At 38.3% G+C, this 15,998-nt stretch carries 15 protein-coding genes and 1 riboswitch; of the genes, 5 read left to right on the top strand and 10 right to left on the bottom strand.

The window, feature by feature from the left end; translation table 11 throughout:
• Positions 1–5 precede the first annotated feature (5 nt).
• Entirely contained in the window at positions 6–1,085 is a 1,080-nt protein-coding gene (gene csaB / locus A9178_RS11370; protein ID WP_068675342.1) for a polysaccharide pyruvyl transferase CsaB, read from the top strand.
• Between the two features lie 1,396 nt (positions 1,086–2,481).
• On the opposite strand, the gene A9178_RS11380 is transcribed toward csaB, so the two are convergent.
• The 9 genes from A9178_RS11380 to A9178_RS11420 all read right to left on the bottom strand — a co-directional run bounded on the left by A9178_RS11380 (position 2,482) and on the right by A9178_RS11420 (position 9,569).
• Entirely contained in the window at positions 2,482–3,045 is a 564-nt protein-coding gene (locus tag A9178_RS11380) for a CBO0543 family protein (protein ID WP_231889839.1), read from the bottom strand.
• A gap of 201 nt (positions 3,046–3,246) precedes the next feature.
• Positions 3,247–3,792: a hypothetical protein gene (locus tag A9178_RS11385; protein WP_068675345.1), complete on the bottom strand. Its 546-nt coding sequence runs from the start codon at positions 3,790–3,792 to the stop codon at positions 3,247–3,249.
• Positions 3,793–4,047: 255 nt separating this feature from the next.
• Positions 4,048–4,434 (bottom strand): VOC family protein, encoded by a 387-nt coding sequence (locus tag A9178_RS11390; RefSeq protein WP_068675412.1) that lies wholly within the window; start codon positions 4,432–4,434, stop codon positions 4,048–4,050.
• Positions 4,435–4,666: 232 nt separating this feature from the next.
• The gene (locus A9178_RS11395; protein ID WP_068675347.1) at positions 4,667–5,983 is read right to left on the bottom strand and encodes a DPP IV N-terminal domain-containing protein; all 1,317 of its coding nucleotides are present in this window, start codon (positions 5,981–5,983) and stop codon (positions 4,667–4,669) included.
• 220 nt (positions 5,984–6,203) lie between these two features.
• Entirely contained in the window at positions 6,204–6,599 is a 396-nt protein-coding gene (locus A9178_RS11400; RefSeq protein ID WP_068675349.1) for a GyrI-like domain-containing protein, read from the bottom strand.
• A gap of 538 nt (positions 6,600–7,137) precedes the next feature.
• Entirely contained in the window at positions 7,138–7,329 is a 192-nt protein-coding gene (locus tag A9178_RS18675) for a type II toxin-antitoxin system RelE/ParE family toxin (RefSeq protein ID WP_082918181.1), read from the bottom strand.
• A 57-nt stretch (positions 7,330–7,386) separates the two neighbouring features.
• Complete coding sequence (locus A9178_RS11410) at positions 7,387–8,427, bottom strand: glycosyltransferase family 4 protein (RefSeq protein WP_068675353.1); 1,041 nt, start codon at positions 8,425–8,427, stop codon at positions 7,387–7,389.
• A 58-nt stretch (positions 8,428–8,485) separates the two neighbouring features.
• Positions 8,486–9,202: a glycerophosphodiester phosphodiesterase gene (locus tag A9178_RS11415; RefSeq protein WP_068675356.1), complete on the bottom strand. Its 717-nt coding sequence runs from the start codon at positions 9,200–9,202 to the stop codon at positions 8,486–8,488.
• 178 nt (positions 9,203–9,380) lie between these two features.
• Positions 9,381–9,569 (bottom strand): hypothetical protein, encoded by a 189-nt coding sequence (locus A9178_RS11420; RefSeq protein ID WP_068675358.1) that lies wholly within the window; start codon positions 9,567–9,569, stop codon positions 9,381–9,383.
• A gap of 151 nt (positions 9,570–9,720) precedes the next feature.
• On the opposite strand from A9178_RS11420, the gene tagD reads away from it, so the two are divergent.
• The 3 genes from tagD (at position 9,721) to A9178_RS11435 (ending at position 12,269) form a co-directional block, all read left to right on the top strand.
• Positions 9,721–10,116: a glycerol-3-phosphate cytidylyltransferase gene (gene tagD / locus A9178_RS11425; protein WP_068675360.1), complete on the top strand. Its 396-nt coding sequence runs from the start codon at positions 9,721–9,723 to the stop codon at positions 10,114–10,116.
• The gene (locus tag A9178_RS11430) at positions 10,116–11,282 is read left to right on the top strand and encodes a CDP-glycerol glycerophosphotransferase family protein (protein WP_156520759.1); all 1,167 of its coding nucleotides are present in this window, start codon (positions 10,116–10,118) and stop codon (positions 11,280–11,282) included. The genes tagD and A9178_RS11430 overlap by 1 nt, the downstream gene beginning before the upstream one ends.
• 717 nt (positions 11,283–11,999) lie before the next feature.
• Positions 12,000–12,269 (top strand): AbrB/MazE/SpoVT family DNA-binding domain-containing protein, encoded by a 270-nt coding sequence (locus A9178_RS11435; protein WP_068675364.1) that lies wholly within the window; start codon positions 12,000–12,002, stop codon positions 12,267–12,269.
• Positions 12,270–12,616: 347 nt separating this feature from the next.
• Here the strand turns inward: A9178_RS11435 and tenA are convergent, their stop codons facing one another.
• On the bottom strand, positions 12,617–13,306 hold the full coding sequence (gene tenA, locus A9178_RS11440; protein ID WP_068675366.1) for a thiaminase II: 690 nt from the start codon (positions 13,304–13,306) through the stop codon (positions 12,617–12,619).
• Positions 13,307–13,422: 116 nt separating this feature from the next.
• A riboswitch (TPP riboswitch) is annotated at positions 13,423–13,514 on the bottom strand.
• A 1,118-nt stretch (positions 13,515–14,632) separates the two neighbouring features.
• Between tenA and A9178_RS11445 the strand changes: the two genes are divergently transcribed.
• Entirely contained in the window at positions 14,633–15,583 is a 951-nt protein-coding gene (locus A9178_RS11445; protein WP_068675368.1) for a nuclease-related domain-containing protein, read from the top strand.
• Positions 15,584–15,998: the final 415 nt, after the last annotated feature.

Raw genomic sequence — 15,998 nt, forward strand, 5'->3', positions numbered from 1 at the left:
CAGGCATGCACGTTGTTTTATCAGGTTATTACGGATTTGATAACTGTGGCGACGAAGCAATTTTATATTCAATTATCCAAGGATTGCGCAGCATTCAAGCGGATATCAACATTACCGTTCTGTCCAACAACCCGAAGTATACGAAAAAAATGTATGGCGTGAACTCCGTAGATCGACATCACCTCGGAGAAATTTCAGCTGTCATGAAAAAAGCAGATGGCCTCATTAGTGGTGGCGGCAGTCTTTTACAAGATAAAACCGGACTGAAGTCGATTCCGTATTATAGCGGAATCATTCAACTAGCAAAATTTTATAAAAAGCCCGTCTTCGTCTACGCACAAGGGATGGGTCCAATCTCCAGTAAATTAAGCAAATGGATTGTGAAAAACACGTTAAACAAAGTCGAGCATATTACCGTAAGAGATTTGGATTCCCAACGACTATTAGATGAACTTGGCGTAAGGAAGGATTCCACGATTGTCCCCGATCCCGTGCTAGGCTTGAACAGCAGCAGCTTTTCATGTGACTGGCAAGGACGCGGTGATGGTCCCATTGTAGCTGTTTCCGTTCGCGATTGGCCAAGTGGGGTTACATTTAAAGGGTATATTGCAGAGGCGTTGGATAAGCTTGCCAAGAAAGGTTATTCGGTCGTATTTGTTCCCATGCACGGAAAACATGATGAAAAAGCATCCATGGATGTAGCTAATTCGATGCAGGAAACAAGCGAAATTTTCCCATGCGATTGTGAAATAGAAGAGAAAATCGCCATCATCGGAAAAGCCGATTTGCTTATCGGCATGAGACTACACTCCCTTATTTTCTCTGCAATCACCTACACTCCATTTATCGCGATATCGTATGATCCAAAAATAGATTCCTTCGCCGAAATTTGTAAACAGCCAGTCATTGGCCACGTGGAAAAGAATGATTGGGATGGAGAAGCATTGTTTACGGTAGCTGAATCTATATTAGTAGATGAAGAAAGAAAACGGGCCAAGTTAAAAGAGTGTGTGGAACCATATCAAGCGCAGGCACTGCATACGCCGATGTATGCGTTGGAAACATTGGGGAAAAAACGAGCATAGGAAGTGCTCGTTTTTTTGTTTTGCGGGTGGCGGCAGGTTATAGCAGCTCTCGTCATATTGCTAATATACTGAGTAACAGTGCCGATAAATTAAGAGCGAACGCTGATATCCACGTCTTCACTGCTGATAAATGGACTGGGGGTGCTGATATCACTTGTCGTACTGCTGATATAATAGTGATTGCTGATATACAGTGGACCAGTACCGATAAATTGCGAGCGTGCGCCGATATCCTCGTCTTCACTGCTGATAAATGGACTGGGGGTGCTGATATCCTCGTCTTCACTGCTGATAAAATGGGAGCGTGTGCTGATATCCTCGTCTTCACTGCTGATAAATTATGAGCGTGTGCCGATATCCTCGTCTTCACTGCTGATAAATGGACGGGGTGTGCTGATATCCCCGTCTTCACTGCTGATAAACGGCCTAGGTGTGCTGATATCCATGTCTTCACTGCTGATAAACGGACTGAGAATGCTGATATCTCTTGTCGTACTGCTGATATAATAGTGATTGCTGATATACAGTGGACCAGTACCGATAAATTATGAGCGTGTGCCGATATCCTCATCTTCACTGCTGATAAACGGACTGGGGGTGCTGATATCCCTTGTTGTACTGCTGATATAATAGTGATTGCTGATATACAGTGGATCAGTGCCGATAAATTATGAGCGTGTGCCGATATCCTCGTCTTCACTGCTGATAAATGGACTGGGGGTGCTGATATCCTCATCTTCACTGCTGATAAATGAACTGCGTGTGCTGATATCTCTCGTTGTACTGCTGATATAATAGTGATTGCTGATATACATTAGACCAGTACCGATAAATTATGAGCGTGTGCCGATATCCTCGTCTTCACTGCTGATAAATGGACGGGGTGTGCTGATATCCCCATCTTCACTGCTGATATATGTCCTGAGATTGCTGATATCTCGTCTTGACTGCTGATAAATGGACGGGGTGTGCTGATATCTCTTGTCGTACTGCTGATATAATTGTGATTGCTGATATACAGTCGACCAGGGCCGATAAATTATGAGCGTACGCTGATATCCCCGTCTTGACTGCTGATAAATGGACGGGGTGTGCTGATATCTCTTGTCGTACTGCTGATATAATAGTGATTGCTGATATACAGTGGACCAGGGCCGATAAATTGCGAGCGTACGCTGATATCCTCATCTTCACTGCTGATAAATGAACTGCGTGTACTGATATCTCTCGTTGTACTGCTGATATAATAGTGATTGCTGATATACAGTAGACCAGTACCGATAAATTATGAGCGTGTGCCGATATCCTCGTCTTCACTGCTGATAAATGGACTGGGTGTGCTGATATCCCCGTCGTACTGCTGATAAGTATACTCAACTAATAATTAATAGTTATTTCAGTCACTTTTTATCATTTCTCCAAAGGAATTTCTTCGACTATACCAGTGAGCAAGTAAATACATTAAAGCTAATATAATAAATGAATAGTTAATCGACCAATCTATTTTCTTATGCAAGTCAATCATCCCTAACAATGGCAGACCTATATATGCACCAGCCCCACCGAAGATAATCGCTTTTATAAATGGATTAATTTGAGGCTTATATTGTAACAACAGCATTGTAAACACGGGCAAAACGGAAAGCCTGAATGAAAAGCTTACCGTAGCTATAGGAACAACTTTTACTGGATAAGACCATTTCCCTAAACTTACACCAATTGCATCCATAATTTCGGATAAAATCATTACTAGTAAACCGGCGGAAAATAGACGAGCCGACTTTTGACGATCACGGAATATTGCCCAAATAACCCAAGGAACAATAATCAATGCTAATGCTACCCACCATTGCCACGTAAATAAAAAGGCATTCATAACTGCTTCAACAGTTAAGTGATTTGCTTCTGTAATTTTTTGTGTTGCTTTATCTATTTGATTTAATCCATCCTGATAAGTCACCAATATTCACCTTTCTTACTTGGATTCATTGGCTATTAGTATTTACAAAGGATTCTTTACTATACTGCTACTGTTATTTATGTGGATTCCTTAAAATAACTATCTAGTTTTCTTATTATTTTGTAGCCCGTAATTTAACAATAAATAATAAAAGGAATCCATTTTGGAAGAATTTGATCAAAATGGATTCCATCAATATATTTAAATATGTTTTTTATAAAATGCTTTATTAGCTAGTGATTGTTGGTTAACCTGGTTTTGTTTAAATTCTCTCCGTGGTTGTTCAGTTTCATGAGGGATAAGTTCCTTCAGTTCCCCTCTGTTATATTCCGCGTAATTTTTATTTTTTCTTCCCAATTTCTTATATCTAATTTCAAATTCCTCTTGGATCCCAGACATTTTTGTTTCTGAAGGTGACTGTTTCATCCCAGATATCCATGTTTCGAAATCATTCATTCCTCTATTAATGATACCGCATAGATCTTCCAAAGAATGAGTCAACTCCATTAAACAATCCAGTCCATTTTGTAAGGTAATTCCTTTTTTCTTAGCTTTTTCCACAGAGTGTTCAAGTCTGTAAAATTTCTCATTGTAATAAAATTCAACAAAGCAGCTAGTACGATCCCAATTGAAATTGTAATTTTGAACCTTTAAAGATTTCATAACATCCGTAAGTTTTCTTTCATACACGCTTTGCTCACTATTCGGCTTCCAATTTAATAAACTTTTCGCGAAATTCTTGAGCATATCATTCACCTTCCTTATAATTTCGGCTAGTGTGTCGAGAAAATAATCTTATATTAATCATTTCTACAAAATGGACGAAATTCCTTTAGTAATCGTTTTACAATTATCGACTAACTTTTTCAATGTAAAGTCATTCTCATTCTATTTATTACGTAGTTGGACTGTGCACCCTCACCGTTTACCTTAAACATAAATAACCCCGACCTAATTTAGGACAGGGTTAAATTCATTTGTACTAGATTTTCCGTCATAAAGTTACTTCTGCTCTATTATCTGAATAAGGTTGCCACATGTATCATCGAAGACAGCGATTGTGATATCGCCCATTTCTGTCGGTTTCATCGTAAACTCCACGCCTCGCTCTGTTAGTCGTTGGTATTCCTCGCGAACATCTGCAACACCAAACATTGTTACTGGAATGCCATCAGCAAATAACTTCTTTTGATACTCTTTGGCGGCGGGATGTTCATTCGGTTCGAGCAAAAGTTCTGTACCGTCTTGACTGTCTGGAGAAACAAGTGTTATCCACCTATATTCACCAGAAGGAACGTCATGCTTCTTTACAAATCCCAGCATTTTTGTATAAAACTCTAATGCCTTGTCTTGATCTTGAACGAATACACTCGTAACAATGATTTTCATCATATTCTTATCTCCTTACACAACAATATCCTACATCAGAACACGCCATTCTCATTGGAGGAATCCTCCAGTATCGGCTGAGCCTAATATTCATATTATATATCCAATTTGTTGATGCTACACTAACCTAAAGGCAATTATTCAGTGTAACTTTTAAAATACCGGTCCGTTCAACCCTTTTCCATAAGATAGGTCGATTCAAACTTTAATAATTCTACCAAGAACACAAGTATCATTTTTTAGCAAAGCGTTTAAAAATAAATACAAACAAAACAACAACAATAGAACAGCCAAAAATCCCCACGGCCAACATCCAAAGCCCAATACCATACCAAGGATCAACCATTCTGCCCACCACAAAACCCGCTACAACTGTTAAAATGGCAATCGCAAAACTAACAATAGAGGGAAGATAGGCTTTACTCTTGTGATAATAATGAAGATACACACTTAATAAACCAAACAGTACCATATACAGAATCGCAATCGTTAAGCCATTTACCCCACGATCGAGCATTTGTATCAATCGATTACCACCTGCTGATTGAGGTGCATCGAGTTTGACTACTTCGATGTTGTGCGTTGTTGTATCAATGGTCATCAACTGGTACTCAGCTGGATTGCCTGGCCAATTGGTATTTTCCAGAAAAGCGATTTTATTTTCCTTGTGAAAAAAAGTCGGAGATGTTACCGCTGTTTTCAAGTCTGTCAAACGCTCCACATTTTGTGTTTTCAAGTCTAGTAAAAACAGATCATACTTGAAAAGCGAACTCTCCTCTGATTCCTTAGATACTTCCGTAAACACCAAATACCTTCCGTCTGACGACAATTGTGGTTCATAAAACGACTGTGCATTTTCTATCTTTTTAGAGAGAATAGATGGTTTCGTATTCACTGTGCCCTCTTCAGGTGAGTACGAATAGATCCGTTCTTCCACCCCATCAAATTCGCTATAATAAATCGCGCTTCCATCGGGGGAAAGGGTGAGATGATTCATTGAAAAATGATCAGTATCCGTCAATTTTTTCATATGGCTTCCATCTGCCTCAATTGAGTACAAGTCAAATCCTTCTCTCGACCTTTCACCTTTCTTAAACTCTTCCGCTTCTATTGCTACGAAATAGACTATTTCCCCATCAGGAGAAAAAATTACGTCTGTAACGTGAATGTCACTATCTGTCAATTGCCTTCCTTCACTTCCATCTTCGTTGATCCCCCGCAGCATTTGAATTCCTTCCGCATCCTTACTTACATAAACAAGCTTTTTCCCATCAGGAGAATACTTCGGATGGTGATCCTGCTGGTTAGTTGAATTGGTTATTTGTTTAACATGGGTTCCATCAGGATTCGCCGTATAAATGGATTCGTTACCATCTACATAGTAAGAAAATGCGATTTTTGAATCATCTGGAGCGACACTAATTTTTTCTCCGAGTCCCGTATAATATCGATAGGCATCATCATCTTTCAAAATAGCATACAGGACCGTTCCTACAAATAACACAAAAATTACGCTAATAGTTACTAAAAAAATGCGTTTTCGTTTCATGAATAATCCCTTCCCTGAGCATAAATTCATTTTATTTCCTTATATTCAATAATCATTACCCTCTGTCTCCGATAATATCATGTTTTCACCTTCCCATACTATGAATCAATAAGCCTGATTTCAGTACGGTTAGCCTTTATTTTAACAAAGAAACACAGATAAGGCGCCTTCTCTGTTAAAGAAATGCGCCCCCCTTAGGTGGAATTTATTCAATTTACAGTCACTTAACAGCAATGTATATTTCTATCGTTCCATTCGGATGATACTTTTCAAAATCAATGGTATAAGCACGCTGCAACTTACCTGCTTTTTCTTTATCCCAAATTTCACTCCACATTTTTAATATACCTTGCTCATCACTCGTATCAACGGTAAACGCCTCATATTTCTGGTCATTTGCAATAGTTACGCAAGGTTCTTTTTCCCCTTCGATAGCAACACTTAAAGAATAATCGCCAGTATAGTCACTCTCATAATCATAGTAAACACCGTACGTATTAGTCTCATGTTGGGCTAAATCTTTCGATGCTTCCTTCCACATGTCGGTTATTTTTTGCATAACAAGCTCATCATCAAAGTTGTTCGTTCGAATGCTATTAAGAATTGCCAACTTCATCCAATCTCCCCCTTCATCTATTTACTTAATAAAGTAATTCGACAAAACTTTAGCATGACCTTCTTCGATAGAATTTTTTTGTTATACCATAATGCTTGTTGCATTAACTGACCAATGGTTGAATGAAATGAGCTTTTATACACCCTTAGTTATTAGCAATTTGATGATGGATATCGATAAGCTAGCATGTGGATATCAGCAGTCATTTCAGATTTATCAGTACTCACGCGTAAGATATCAGCTCTCTTATCAGATTTATCGGTACTCGCGCGTAAGATATCAGCACTCCTATCAGATTTATCAGTACTCACACGAATGATATCAGCACTCCTATCAGATTTATCAGTACTCGCGCGTAAGATATCAGCACTCCTATCAGATTTATCAGTACTCACACGACAGATATCAGCACCCTTATCAGATTTATCAGTACTATCGCGAATGATATCAGCACTTTTTACCAAACCTTAATTTTTTAAAAAATAAAAGAACATTATTATATTTTTCCGTGGCCAATCATAAAAGAACGTGGACTGTACTAAATAAAATCTTGGTATTTTTGTCTTCCAAACAGAACACGAATGACAACTACCTGCTTTTCTACTTCTCTAACTAGATAGAATGCAATGTAATTCTCAATGATAAGCTTACGGTAACCTTTGTTTTTTATTATTTCATCTGTTACAAAACTGCAGGAATACGGAAATTCCTTTAACCTCATGATACTCATATAGCAGTCATGCGAAAATCCAACAAAAAAACAAGCTGCCTCCAAAAGACAACTTGTCTACTTTTTCCAACCTAATAAATTCAAAATCGGTCGATACCGATCACTAATTATTCCTGTAACTTCCACAATTAATTCCACCAAAACCAATAAGGAAACTAAAATAGAAATGGATCCCCATAATGTCGACCTCGTCAAGACGATTGCAATAACACTAAATAAAATACTTAGCGCATAAATCATAATAACCGTTTGTCTATGCGTGAATCCTAGGCGAATAATACAGTGGTGTAAATGTAATTTATCTGGTGATGAGATGGATCTTCCTTGTACGATTCGGCGAATGATGGCGAATGTTGTATCCATGATTGGAATTCCTAAGATGATGATTGGTATGATAAGGGATACGATGGTAACCTCTTTGTATAGCCCCAACACCGAAACGACACTGATCATATACCCTAAAAACAAGGAGCCGGTATCCCCCATAAATATTTTTGCTGGGTAAAAGTTGTATACTAAAAATCCGACTGTACTTCCGAGCATGACGAGTCCTAGAAATGCGATTAGGATATCTCCTCTTGCAATCGCAATGACAGAAATCGTAAATAGAGCAATAGATGATACGCCAGCTGCTAAGCCGTCCAGGCCATCAATTAGATTAATCGCGTTTGTAATGGCGACAATCCAAATAATGGTGATTGGGATGGCAAAGTATTCAAAATAAATTCGCTCATCCTGCCAGATCGTCACGAACTCGATTTGAATTCCACCTAGTACCGTAACTAGCGCCGCTACGATTTGGCCGAGAAATTTAAATTTAGCCGATATCGTAAAAATATCATCCATAATTCCAATCAGAATGATAATGGTCCCACCAGCTAAGATTGGCCAGTAGTCACTAGGATTTGGATAAAATAGGATAATTCCAATGATAAAACTTAAGAATATCGCTAAACCGCCTAATCGTGGCATAACGGAAGTATGAACTTTTCTTTCATTTGGTTGGTCCGTAGCTCCAATTTTCAACGCGAACTTTTTCACGATCGGGGTTATAATAATGGAACTAAAGAAGCTAACTATTAACGCAATATATAACATTTTTAAATCCTCCTGAACGGATAGGAAGTTTTCTTTTATTTTGTGTAGAAAGTCAATTTTAATTCATAGATAAGGTAGGATAAAAATGCTCCTTATATCGTTGCAATTCATCTGTCGTCGTTAAGATAGAAGGATATTTTTCCACTTGAATCATTTGCTCTTTTGTATTCACGGTCCAAACGACAAGCTGAATCCCAAGGTCCTCACATTTGTTAACATATTTTTCCTTTAATCCATCATACCTCACCGCTAAATATTTCGCATCTATTTTTTCCATTAATTTAAAATGCGAACGTTTTACCCTATTTACTAAAGGTCCGACTTGTGCTTCTGGAGATAGGCTGCGCAGCTTTTTCAACGAATCATGGTTAAATGAAATAAAATATACTTCATCCATCATTTCCAACTGATTGACCACTTCAACCACTTTTTCCTCTATCCTTTTATATAATTTTGTATCCTTTAGTTCGATGGAAACGATGATTTTCCCTTTAGCAACCCGTAAAACTTGAGCCAAAGTTGGTATTCTTTCCTCCGTCGCCTTGATGCGAAAAGCTTGTAATTCTTGAAATGTATATTGACGTATTTCCCCACGCCCATCTGTCATACGGTCAATCGTCGCGTCATGCATAACAACTGGAACCCCGTCTTTTGTCAAATGCACGTCTAATTCCATGTGAGTGAATCCCATTTCAATAGCCGCCCGAAATGATGAAATCGTATTTTCTGGATACTCCACCGGATAACCTCGATGAGCAATACCTCGAATATTCATTTCCCAATCCCTCCATTATTTAGGTGATATGTACATTATATTAGATGAATATTAAGCAACCGTTAATTAACGATTAACTTCGTATGAATTTTGTGTAAATTTCTAAAACAGCCTGATTCTGAAAAAAAATAACATTTAATGAAAGGGTTCATCAAATGTTTATTTCTTTTAGTCAATTTTAATTTTTACTAAGTTTTTGGATACCTACGTGCAAAATTAAACCTATCGCACTCCAAATGTTTAGAACCACAGCAATTATTATCAATGCCCAATGTAACAACTCTGGCAACTGTGTAGTTTGGCTTATCGTTAAGACACTACTACCGACTATTAACATTGCTAATAGCAAAGGTAAGTTCTTTACCATTAACTCACCTCCCTAATTTTTCCAACGTTTATTATAGCATATCTTTTTTCTTCAAAAACAAAGATTATTTGATATAAAGAGTAGTTTTATTTTCTCTAAAATAATTTCAACATATTGTTAAATAATATTATTAAGGAATGGAGGATTTTTTATGAAAAGAGTACTCACCTATGGCACGTTCGATTTTCTTCATAATGGGCATATCAACTTATTAAAACGCGCCAAGGAATATGGAGACTACTTAATTGTTGGAATCTCCACCGATGAATTTAATTTAATGAAAGACAAAAGAGCTTACTACAGCTTTGAGCAACGGAAAATGATTCTCGAAGCTGTGCGTTATGTCGACCTTGTCATCCCGGAGAAATCATGGGACCAGAAAATAGATGATGTGAAAAAATATAATGTAGATGTTTTTGTCATTGGCGATGATTGGGAAGGTAAATTTGATTTTCTAAAAGAATATTGTGAAGTGGTATATTTACCACGAACGGTTGGGATTTCCACCACAAAAATTAAAACGGATTTGAATCACCACGTGAAATAATGAGAGAAATCGCAGTAGCCATCTACCTATTTACCTTCCGCCTATTTTTCACCTTTTTTAAACTTTTCCCATTGCAGCAAAAGACCACTTTTGTTGCTTCTTTTGGCCGAAATATTTTATATACAATGCGTGAAGTGGAAAAAGTCACCGACCATCGTATCGTCATTTTAAAAGTTCACCCTTGCAATATTACCTTTAAAAAACGTCCGCATCGACGAATTATCTCTTTTAAAATGGGAAATTTCATTGGCTGGATGGAGTCTATCTACCATTTAGCAACTTCTAAAAAAGTAATTGTCGACAACTATTTTGGATTTTTAGCTGTGACAGATTTTAAAGACGAAGTAACATGTGTCCAGCTTTGGCATGCAGCTGGTGCGATTAAACAATTTGGACTACGTGACTTGTCTATCGAAAACCGCCCGCCTAGTGCTTTTAGAAGATTTAAAGCCGTCTATTCCCGCTTCGATTATGTTGTCGTTGGGTCAGATAAAATGGCAGCTATTTTTAAAGAAGGATTTGGAATAAAGGAGAAGCAACTATTGCGCACCGGTATTCCACGGACTGATTTCTTTTTTGACGATGATAATTTAGAAAAAGCAGCTAAGGCATTACATGGGTATTTTCCCACTATCGAGGATAAAAAGGTGATCCTCTATGCCCCCACCTACCGTGATCAAGAGTTACACGTACACGAATTAAAGATGGACATCGAAAAAATGTACAAGCATTTTCATGGGGACTATGTGTTGTTTTTGAGTTTGCACCCAGCTGTTAAGGTCGATATCGAAAACAACCATCCCGACTTTGCCATCGACGTCACCACCTATAACATCAACCATTTACTTGTCATAGCAGACGTACTCATATCCGATTATTCATCGATTATTTTTGAGTATTCTTTGTTTAACAAGCCAATGGTCTTCTTCGCTTACGATATCGACGAATATGCCGAAGAGCGCGGCTTCTGGGAAGTCTACGAAGACCTTGTCCCCGGACCAGTAGTCGAGAACATGGACGAACTTGTAGAAGTAATCGAGAAGGAAGCCTATGATATGAGCGGGGTTCGGGAGTTTTCGGAAGCATGGAATCGGTATTCGAAAGGAAGGTCGAGTGAGGAATTGGTGCGGGTGGTTTATGGTGGGGAAAAGGGTAAGATTCTATAAGTACTGATTTTTGGTGGGAGTGTGTGCTGATATATGGTGCTTGAGTGCTGAATATATGCAGGGCGTGTACTGATATATGATGCATGACTACTGATATCCAGGGCGTGTGCTGATATANTGGTGCGTGACTACTGATATATCCCGGGCGTATGCTGATATACAGCGCACGTGTACTGATATCTGACGGACATGTGCTGATATATGATGCATGTCTACTGATATCCCGGGCGCGTGCTGATATATGGCGTATGACTACTGATATCCGGCGGGCATGTGCTGATATATGATGCATGACTACTGATATATCCAGGGCGCGTGCTGATATATGGTGCATGTCTACTGATATCCAGGGCGTATGCTGATATACAGCGCACGTGTACTGATATCTGACGGACATGTGCTGATATATGATGCATGTCTACTGATATCCCGGGCGCGTGCTGATATATGGCGTATGACTACTGATATCCGGCGGGCATGTGCTGATATATGATGCATGACTACTGATATCCGGGGGCATGTGCTGATATCTAGAGAGCGAATGCTGATATACCACGGACGAGTACTGATAACCTGCACATGTTAGTAAATTGAAATAAAAAAGACCATGAGACATTTGCATATTATACTTATGATACTCAAATAAGTTTGCAAAATAACCAGGTAATACTAATAATAAATGTAATACTAATAAAAAAAGTAAGAGGCGGGATTGAAATGGAATTAGTAAGTGGGAAGATGACGAGTAAAGGTCAAATAACAATACCAAAAGAATTAAGAGATAGGTTGGATTTAAGTGTAGGTGATCAAATTAAATTTCTTATAGAAGATGATGAAGTAAGAATAAAGCCGTTAAAGAAAAAATTATTAAGTCAAGTAATTGGTAGAATTTCTTCTGAAGAGGAAATTGACCTTAAAGAAATAAGAGAGCTTGCTCATAATAAAGCATCTAAACATATTCTGTCAAAGGGTAGCGGACATGAATAAATTTCTAGTCGATACTAATGTTCATATACGACTGCTAGTTAAAGATAATCCTATTAGCTTTAATACTATAGTGAAACTTGTAGAAAGTTGAAAGAAAAGAATTAACTAAATGGATTTATAAGGCAATTATAAGAGAATAAATATTTCATTCGCCCTTTTTATGGATTTACATTTTCATTTTAAAATCCCCTTTAGACAAGGTACATCCAAAGGGGAATAAGACTTCACACTTTTTAAATCTATACAGGAAAATCCATCGTTATTTACTTTTCCACTAACAGCAATTAAAGTTGTGCTTATTTTTTGTATTTATGAGCATAAGGATGTCATTCCACCAGCAAACCATTTTACACAGACACCTTCCCCATAGCTTTTTCCGATAGCCATGTTTCAAAGGTATACGACATCTCCCAAAATGCGAGCTCATATTCTTTGGCAATGATGAATTGTTCTTTGATTTTCTCCTTCTCTGCTGCGCCTGCCTTTTCAGCTAATTCATCCAACAGGTCAATCATTTCCTGCGTTGATTCTTGGAACCAGCTACTTCCATACATGTTTAGCCAATTTTTATATATTTTTTCTTCCGGTTTTGCATCCTTATATTTCAAGCCGATATCCGCATACAACCAATAACATGGTAGCATCGCAGCTACAATTTGAGCCAGACTGCCCGATAATGCTGCGCGGTATAAATGAGATGTATAAGCATATGCAGTTGGTGCTGGCTTAAAATTTTCCATTTCCTTATCGGTAATCCTTAAAATTTCAGCATGCTCTTTGTGTACGGTTAGCTCTGCTTCTGCCGTGTTTTTTGCTTTTTCAGCAAGTTTAGCAGAAACATGAAAGTCATCCGAATGGGCTGCTGCAAATGCATGTACTTTGCCGTAATGTTTCAGATAATAGATGTCCTGCATAATATAATTTTTGAATGTTTCTAGCGGTAAATCACCGTTAACAATTCCTTGTACAAACGGATGATTCAAGCTTAACTCCCAGCTTTGTTTTGTTTCTTCTCGTAATGATTCTGAAAAACGCATAAAAAATCCTCCCCTATTTTTCGCTTCCGACTGATGGAGGAGGAATGGATGTACGCTTTTACTAATATCTTTTCCAACTACTGTTATTCTCTAAGAAATTTAAGTTCAATAGTTAAATCAGCGTTCTTCCACTTCCCTCCGCTGGTATTAACCAGATCAGGTTCAAAGGGTTCATCTCAGCCTAAACAAGGCACCCCTAGTAGAAACGAATTATTTTTTTCAAACCTATTATACTACAATTCTATCTTTTAGCAAAATTAAGTGACTTTTTGATGAATATGAGACTTTTAAGTTGAAATGTATATTAGAGTGTACTGATATATAGAGCGCGAATACTGATAAACTGCGAGTGTGTGCTGATATATGAAGCTCCAGTACTGATTTACTACCGACTTGTGCTGATATACCAAGCTCCAGTACTGATTTACTGTCGACTTGTGCTGATATACCAAGCTCCAGTACTGATTTACTACCGACTTGTGCTGATATACCAAGCTCCAGTACTGATTTACTACCGACCTGTGCTGATATCTCAAGCTCCAGTACTGATTTACTATCGACTTGTGCTGATATACCAAGCTCCAGTACTGATTTACTACCGACCTGTGCTGATATATGAAGCTCCAGTACTGATAAACTACCGACTTGTGCTGATATACCAAGCTCCAGTACTGATTTACTACCGATCTGTGCTGATATATGAAGCTCCAGTACTGATTTACTACTACCGACTTGTGCTGATATACCAAGCTCCAGTACTGATTTACTACCGACTTGTGCTGATATACCAAGCTCCAGTACTGATTTACTGTCGACTTGTGCTGATATACCAAGCTCCAGTACTGATTTACTACTGAGCTGTGCTGATATACCAAGCTCCAGTACTGATTTACTACTGACCTGTGCTGATATATGAAGCTCAAGTACTGATTTACTGCCGACTTGTGCTGATATACCAAGCTCCAGTACTGATTTACTACCGACCTGTGCTGATATCTCAAGCTCCAGTACTGATTTACTGTCGACTTGTGCTGATACAGGAGGCAGGTGTTGCGCACGAATCCTGATTACACACTAAAATACTTACATCACACAACAATTATTTTCTCTTCCTCATATAACTAGTTATTAGAAAACTTGGCATTCGCCAAGCCTTTGGGCGAATGACTTAGTTGCACTTATGCATATCTTTACGGTGGGGCGAGTAACCGGAGCCCCAGACGGGAAAGAAGATTTTATACTTTCCTACCTGCAAATAAAAAGGACTTTTGCCACTTCATGTCGTATTTTATACATTAAGCTAATTTATGAAAGGAATGAATTTACTTGTATGATCCACGAAACAAGAAACTGGAGCTTTTAACATTTCAGGCGTTCGAGCGTAGGCTTTCCGCAAATCATCCTATGAAACAAACTGTATTGAAAGATTTAAAAATTAAACAAGCTGAGGTGAGTGGCGAAAATGAAATTAAATATAGGTTACGTTTAATTGATAAGCAAAAGTTTATGGTGTTACACAACTTAAGATTACAAGATGAAGATGGACATTTTCAGATGGATACTTTAATTTTATCCAAGTTTTTTAATAATATTGTAGAGACAAAGAATTGGACGGTAAGATTCGGTGCAAATGGTCAAGTTACACGCATAGATAATGACGGACTAAAAGAAGGATTTCAGAACCCTATTGACCAAGTAAAAATACAAGCCCTCCGCTTGAAACGTTGGTTGAAAAATCATCATTTCCCCGATATACCGATTGAATATCTAGCTGTCATAAGTTTCCCCAAAACAATCATTGAACGAGAAACCCCTCAAGATATTATTCCGCATGAATTGATCCACAGTAGTGATTTAGTTTTTCGGATTCAAGATATAGAAAAGAAATATAACAAACCTATCTTATCGAAAAGCCAGGTCCATCGTTTAGCTAGACTTCTTGAACATTCCCATTGTCCGGTAGAAGTAAATTTATTTGAAAAATATGGTGTAAGATCAATCGATATAGTGAAGGGTGTGTTCTGCACACAATGTGGTACCTTACCTATGAGTAGATTTAACAAAAAATGGTATTGCCGAAGTTGTAAGCATGTATCAATTGATGCACATAAACAAGCATTGAGGGATTATCGACTACTGTTTGGTGAATGGATTACAAATAAACAAGCCCGATATTTCCTTGGAATATCCTCTCCTGATGTGACAAAAAACCTGCTTAGAAAGGAATGCACGGAAATGATTGGGAAGAATAAAGGCATGAGATATAGGTTGGGATGATAAAAGAGATAAGCGTGAATGATTTTTTGGCGAGCTTATATTAACCACCCAAATGGAAAGGAGATAATGACGAGCGCTGATATAATGGGGCGAGGGCTGATATAACAGCGGAGAGTGCTGATATAGTGGGGGCGAGTGCTGATATAACAGGGACGAGCGCTGATATAACGGGGCGAGCGCTGATATAACAGCGGCGAGCGCTGATATAACAGCGGCGAGCGCTGATATAACAGGAGGAGCGCTGATATAACGGCGACGAGGGCTGATATAACAGGGACGAGCGCTGATATAATGGGGGCTAGTACTGATATAACAGCGGCGAGCGCTGATATAACGGGGCTAGTACTGATATAACAGCGGTGAGTGCTGATATAATGGGGCTAGTGCTGATATAACGGGGCGAGCGCTGATATAA

This window comes from Oceanobacillus sp. Castelsardo, assembly GCF_001659985.1.
Taxonomy (GTDB): Bacteria; Bacillota; Bacilli; order Bacillales; family Amphibacillaceae; genus Oceanobacillus.

Excerpts from the sequence above, each read along its gene's own strand:
- tenA (WP_068675366.1), bottom strand. The coding sequence starts at position 13,306 with ATGCGTTTTTCAGAATCATTACGAGAAGAAACAAAACAAAGCTGGGAG.
- A9178_RS11390 (WP_068675412.1), bottom strand. The coding sequence starts at position 4,434 with ATGAAAATCATTGTTACGAGTGTATTCGTTCAAGATCAAGACAAGGCA.
- A9178_RS18675 (WP_082918181.1), bottom strand. The coding sequence starts at position 7,329 with ATGAGTATCATGAGGTTAAAGGAATTTCCGTATTCCTGCAGTTTTGTA.
- A9178_RS11420 (WP_068675358.1), bottom strand. The coding sequence starts at position 9,569 with ATGGTAAAGAACTTACCTTTGCTATTAGCAATGTTAATAGTCGGTAGT.
- A9178_RS11430 (WP_156520759.1), top strand. The coding sequence starts at position 10,116 with ATGAGAGAAATCGCAGTAGCCATCTACCTATTTACCTTCCGCCTATTT.
- A9178_RS11415 (WP_068675356.1), bottom strand. The coding sequence starts at position 9,202 with ATGAATATTCGAGGTATTGCTCATCGAGGTTATCCGGTGGAGTATCCA.
- csaB (WP_068675342.1), top strand. The coding sequence starts at position 6 with ATGCACGTTGTTTTATCAGGTTATTACGGATTTGATAACTGTGGCGAC.
- A9178_RS11435 (WP_068675364.1), top strand. The coding sequence starts at position 12,000 with ATGGAATTAGTAAGTGGGAAGATGACGAGTAAAGGTCAAATAACAATA.
- A9178_RS11410 (WP_068675353.1), bottom strand. The coding sequence starts at position 8,427 with ATGTTATATATTGCGTTAATAGTTAGCTTCTTTAGTTCCATTATTATA.
- tagD (WP_068675360.1), top strand. The coding sequence starts at position 9,721 with ATGAAAAGAGTACTCACCTATGGCACGTTCGATTTTCTTCATAATGGG.
- A9178_RS11400 (WP_068675349.1), bottom strand. The coding sequence starts at position 6,599 with ATGAAGTTGGCAATTCTTAATAGCATTCGAACGAACAACTTTGATGAT.
- A9178_RS11395 (WP_068675347.1), bottom strand. The coding sequence starts at position 5,983 with ATGAAACGAAAACGCATTTTTTTAGTAACTATTAGCGTAATTTTTGTG.
- A9178_RS11385 (WP_068675345.1), bottom strand. The coding sequence starts at position 3,792 with ATGCTCAAGAATTTCGCGAAAAGTTTATTAAATTGGAAGCCGAATAGT.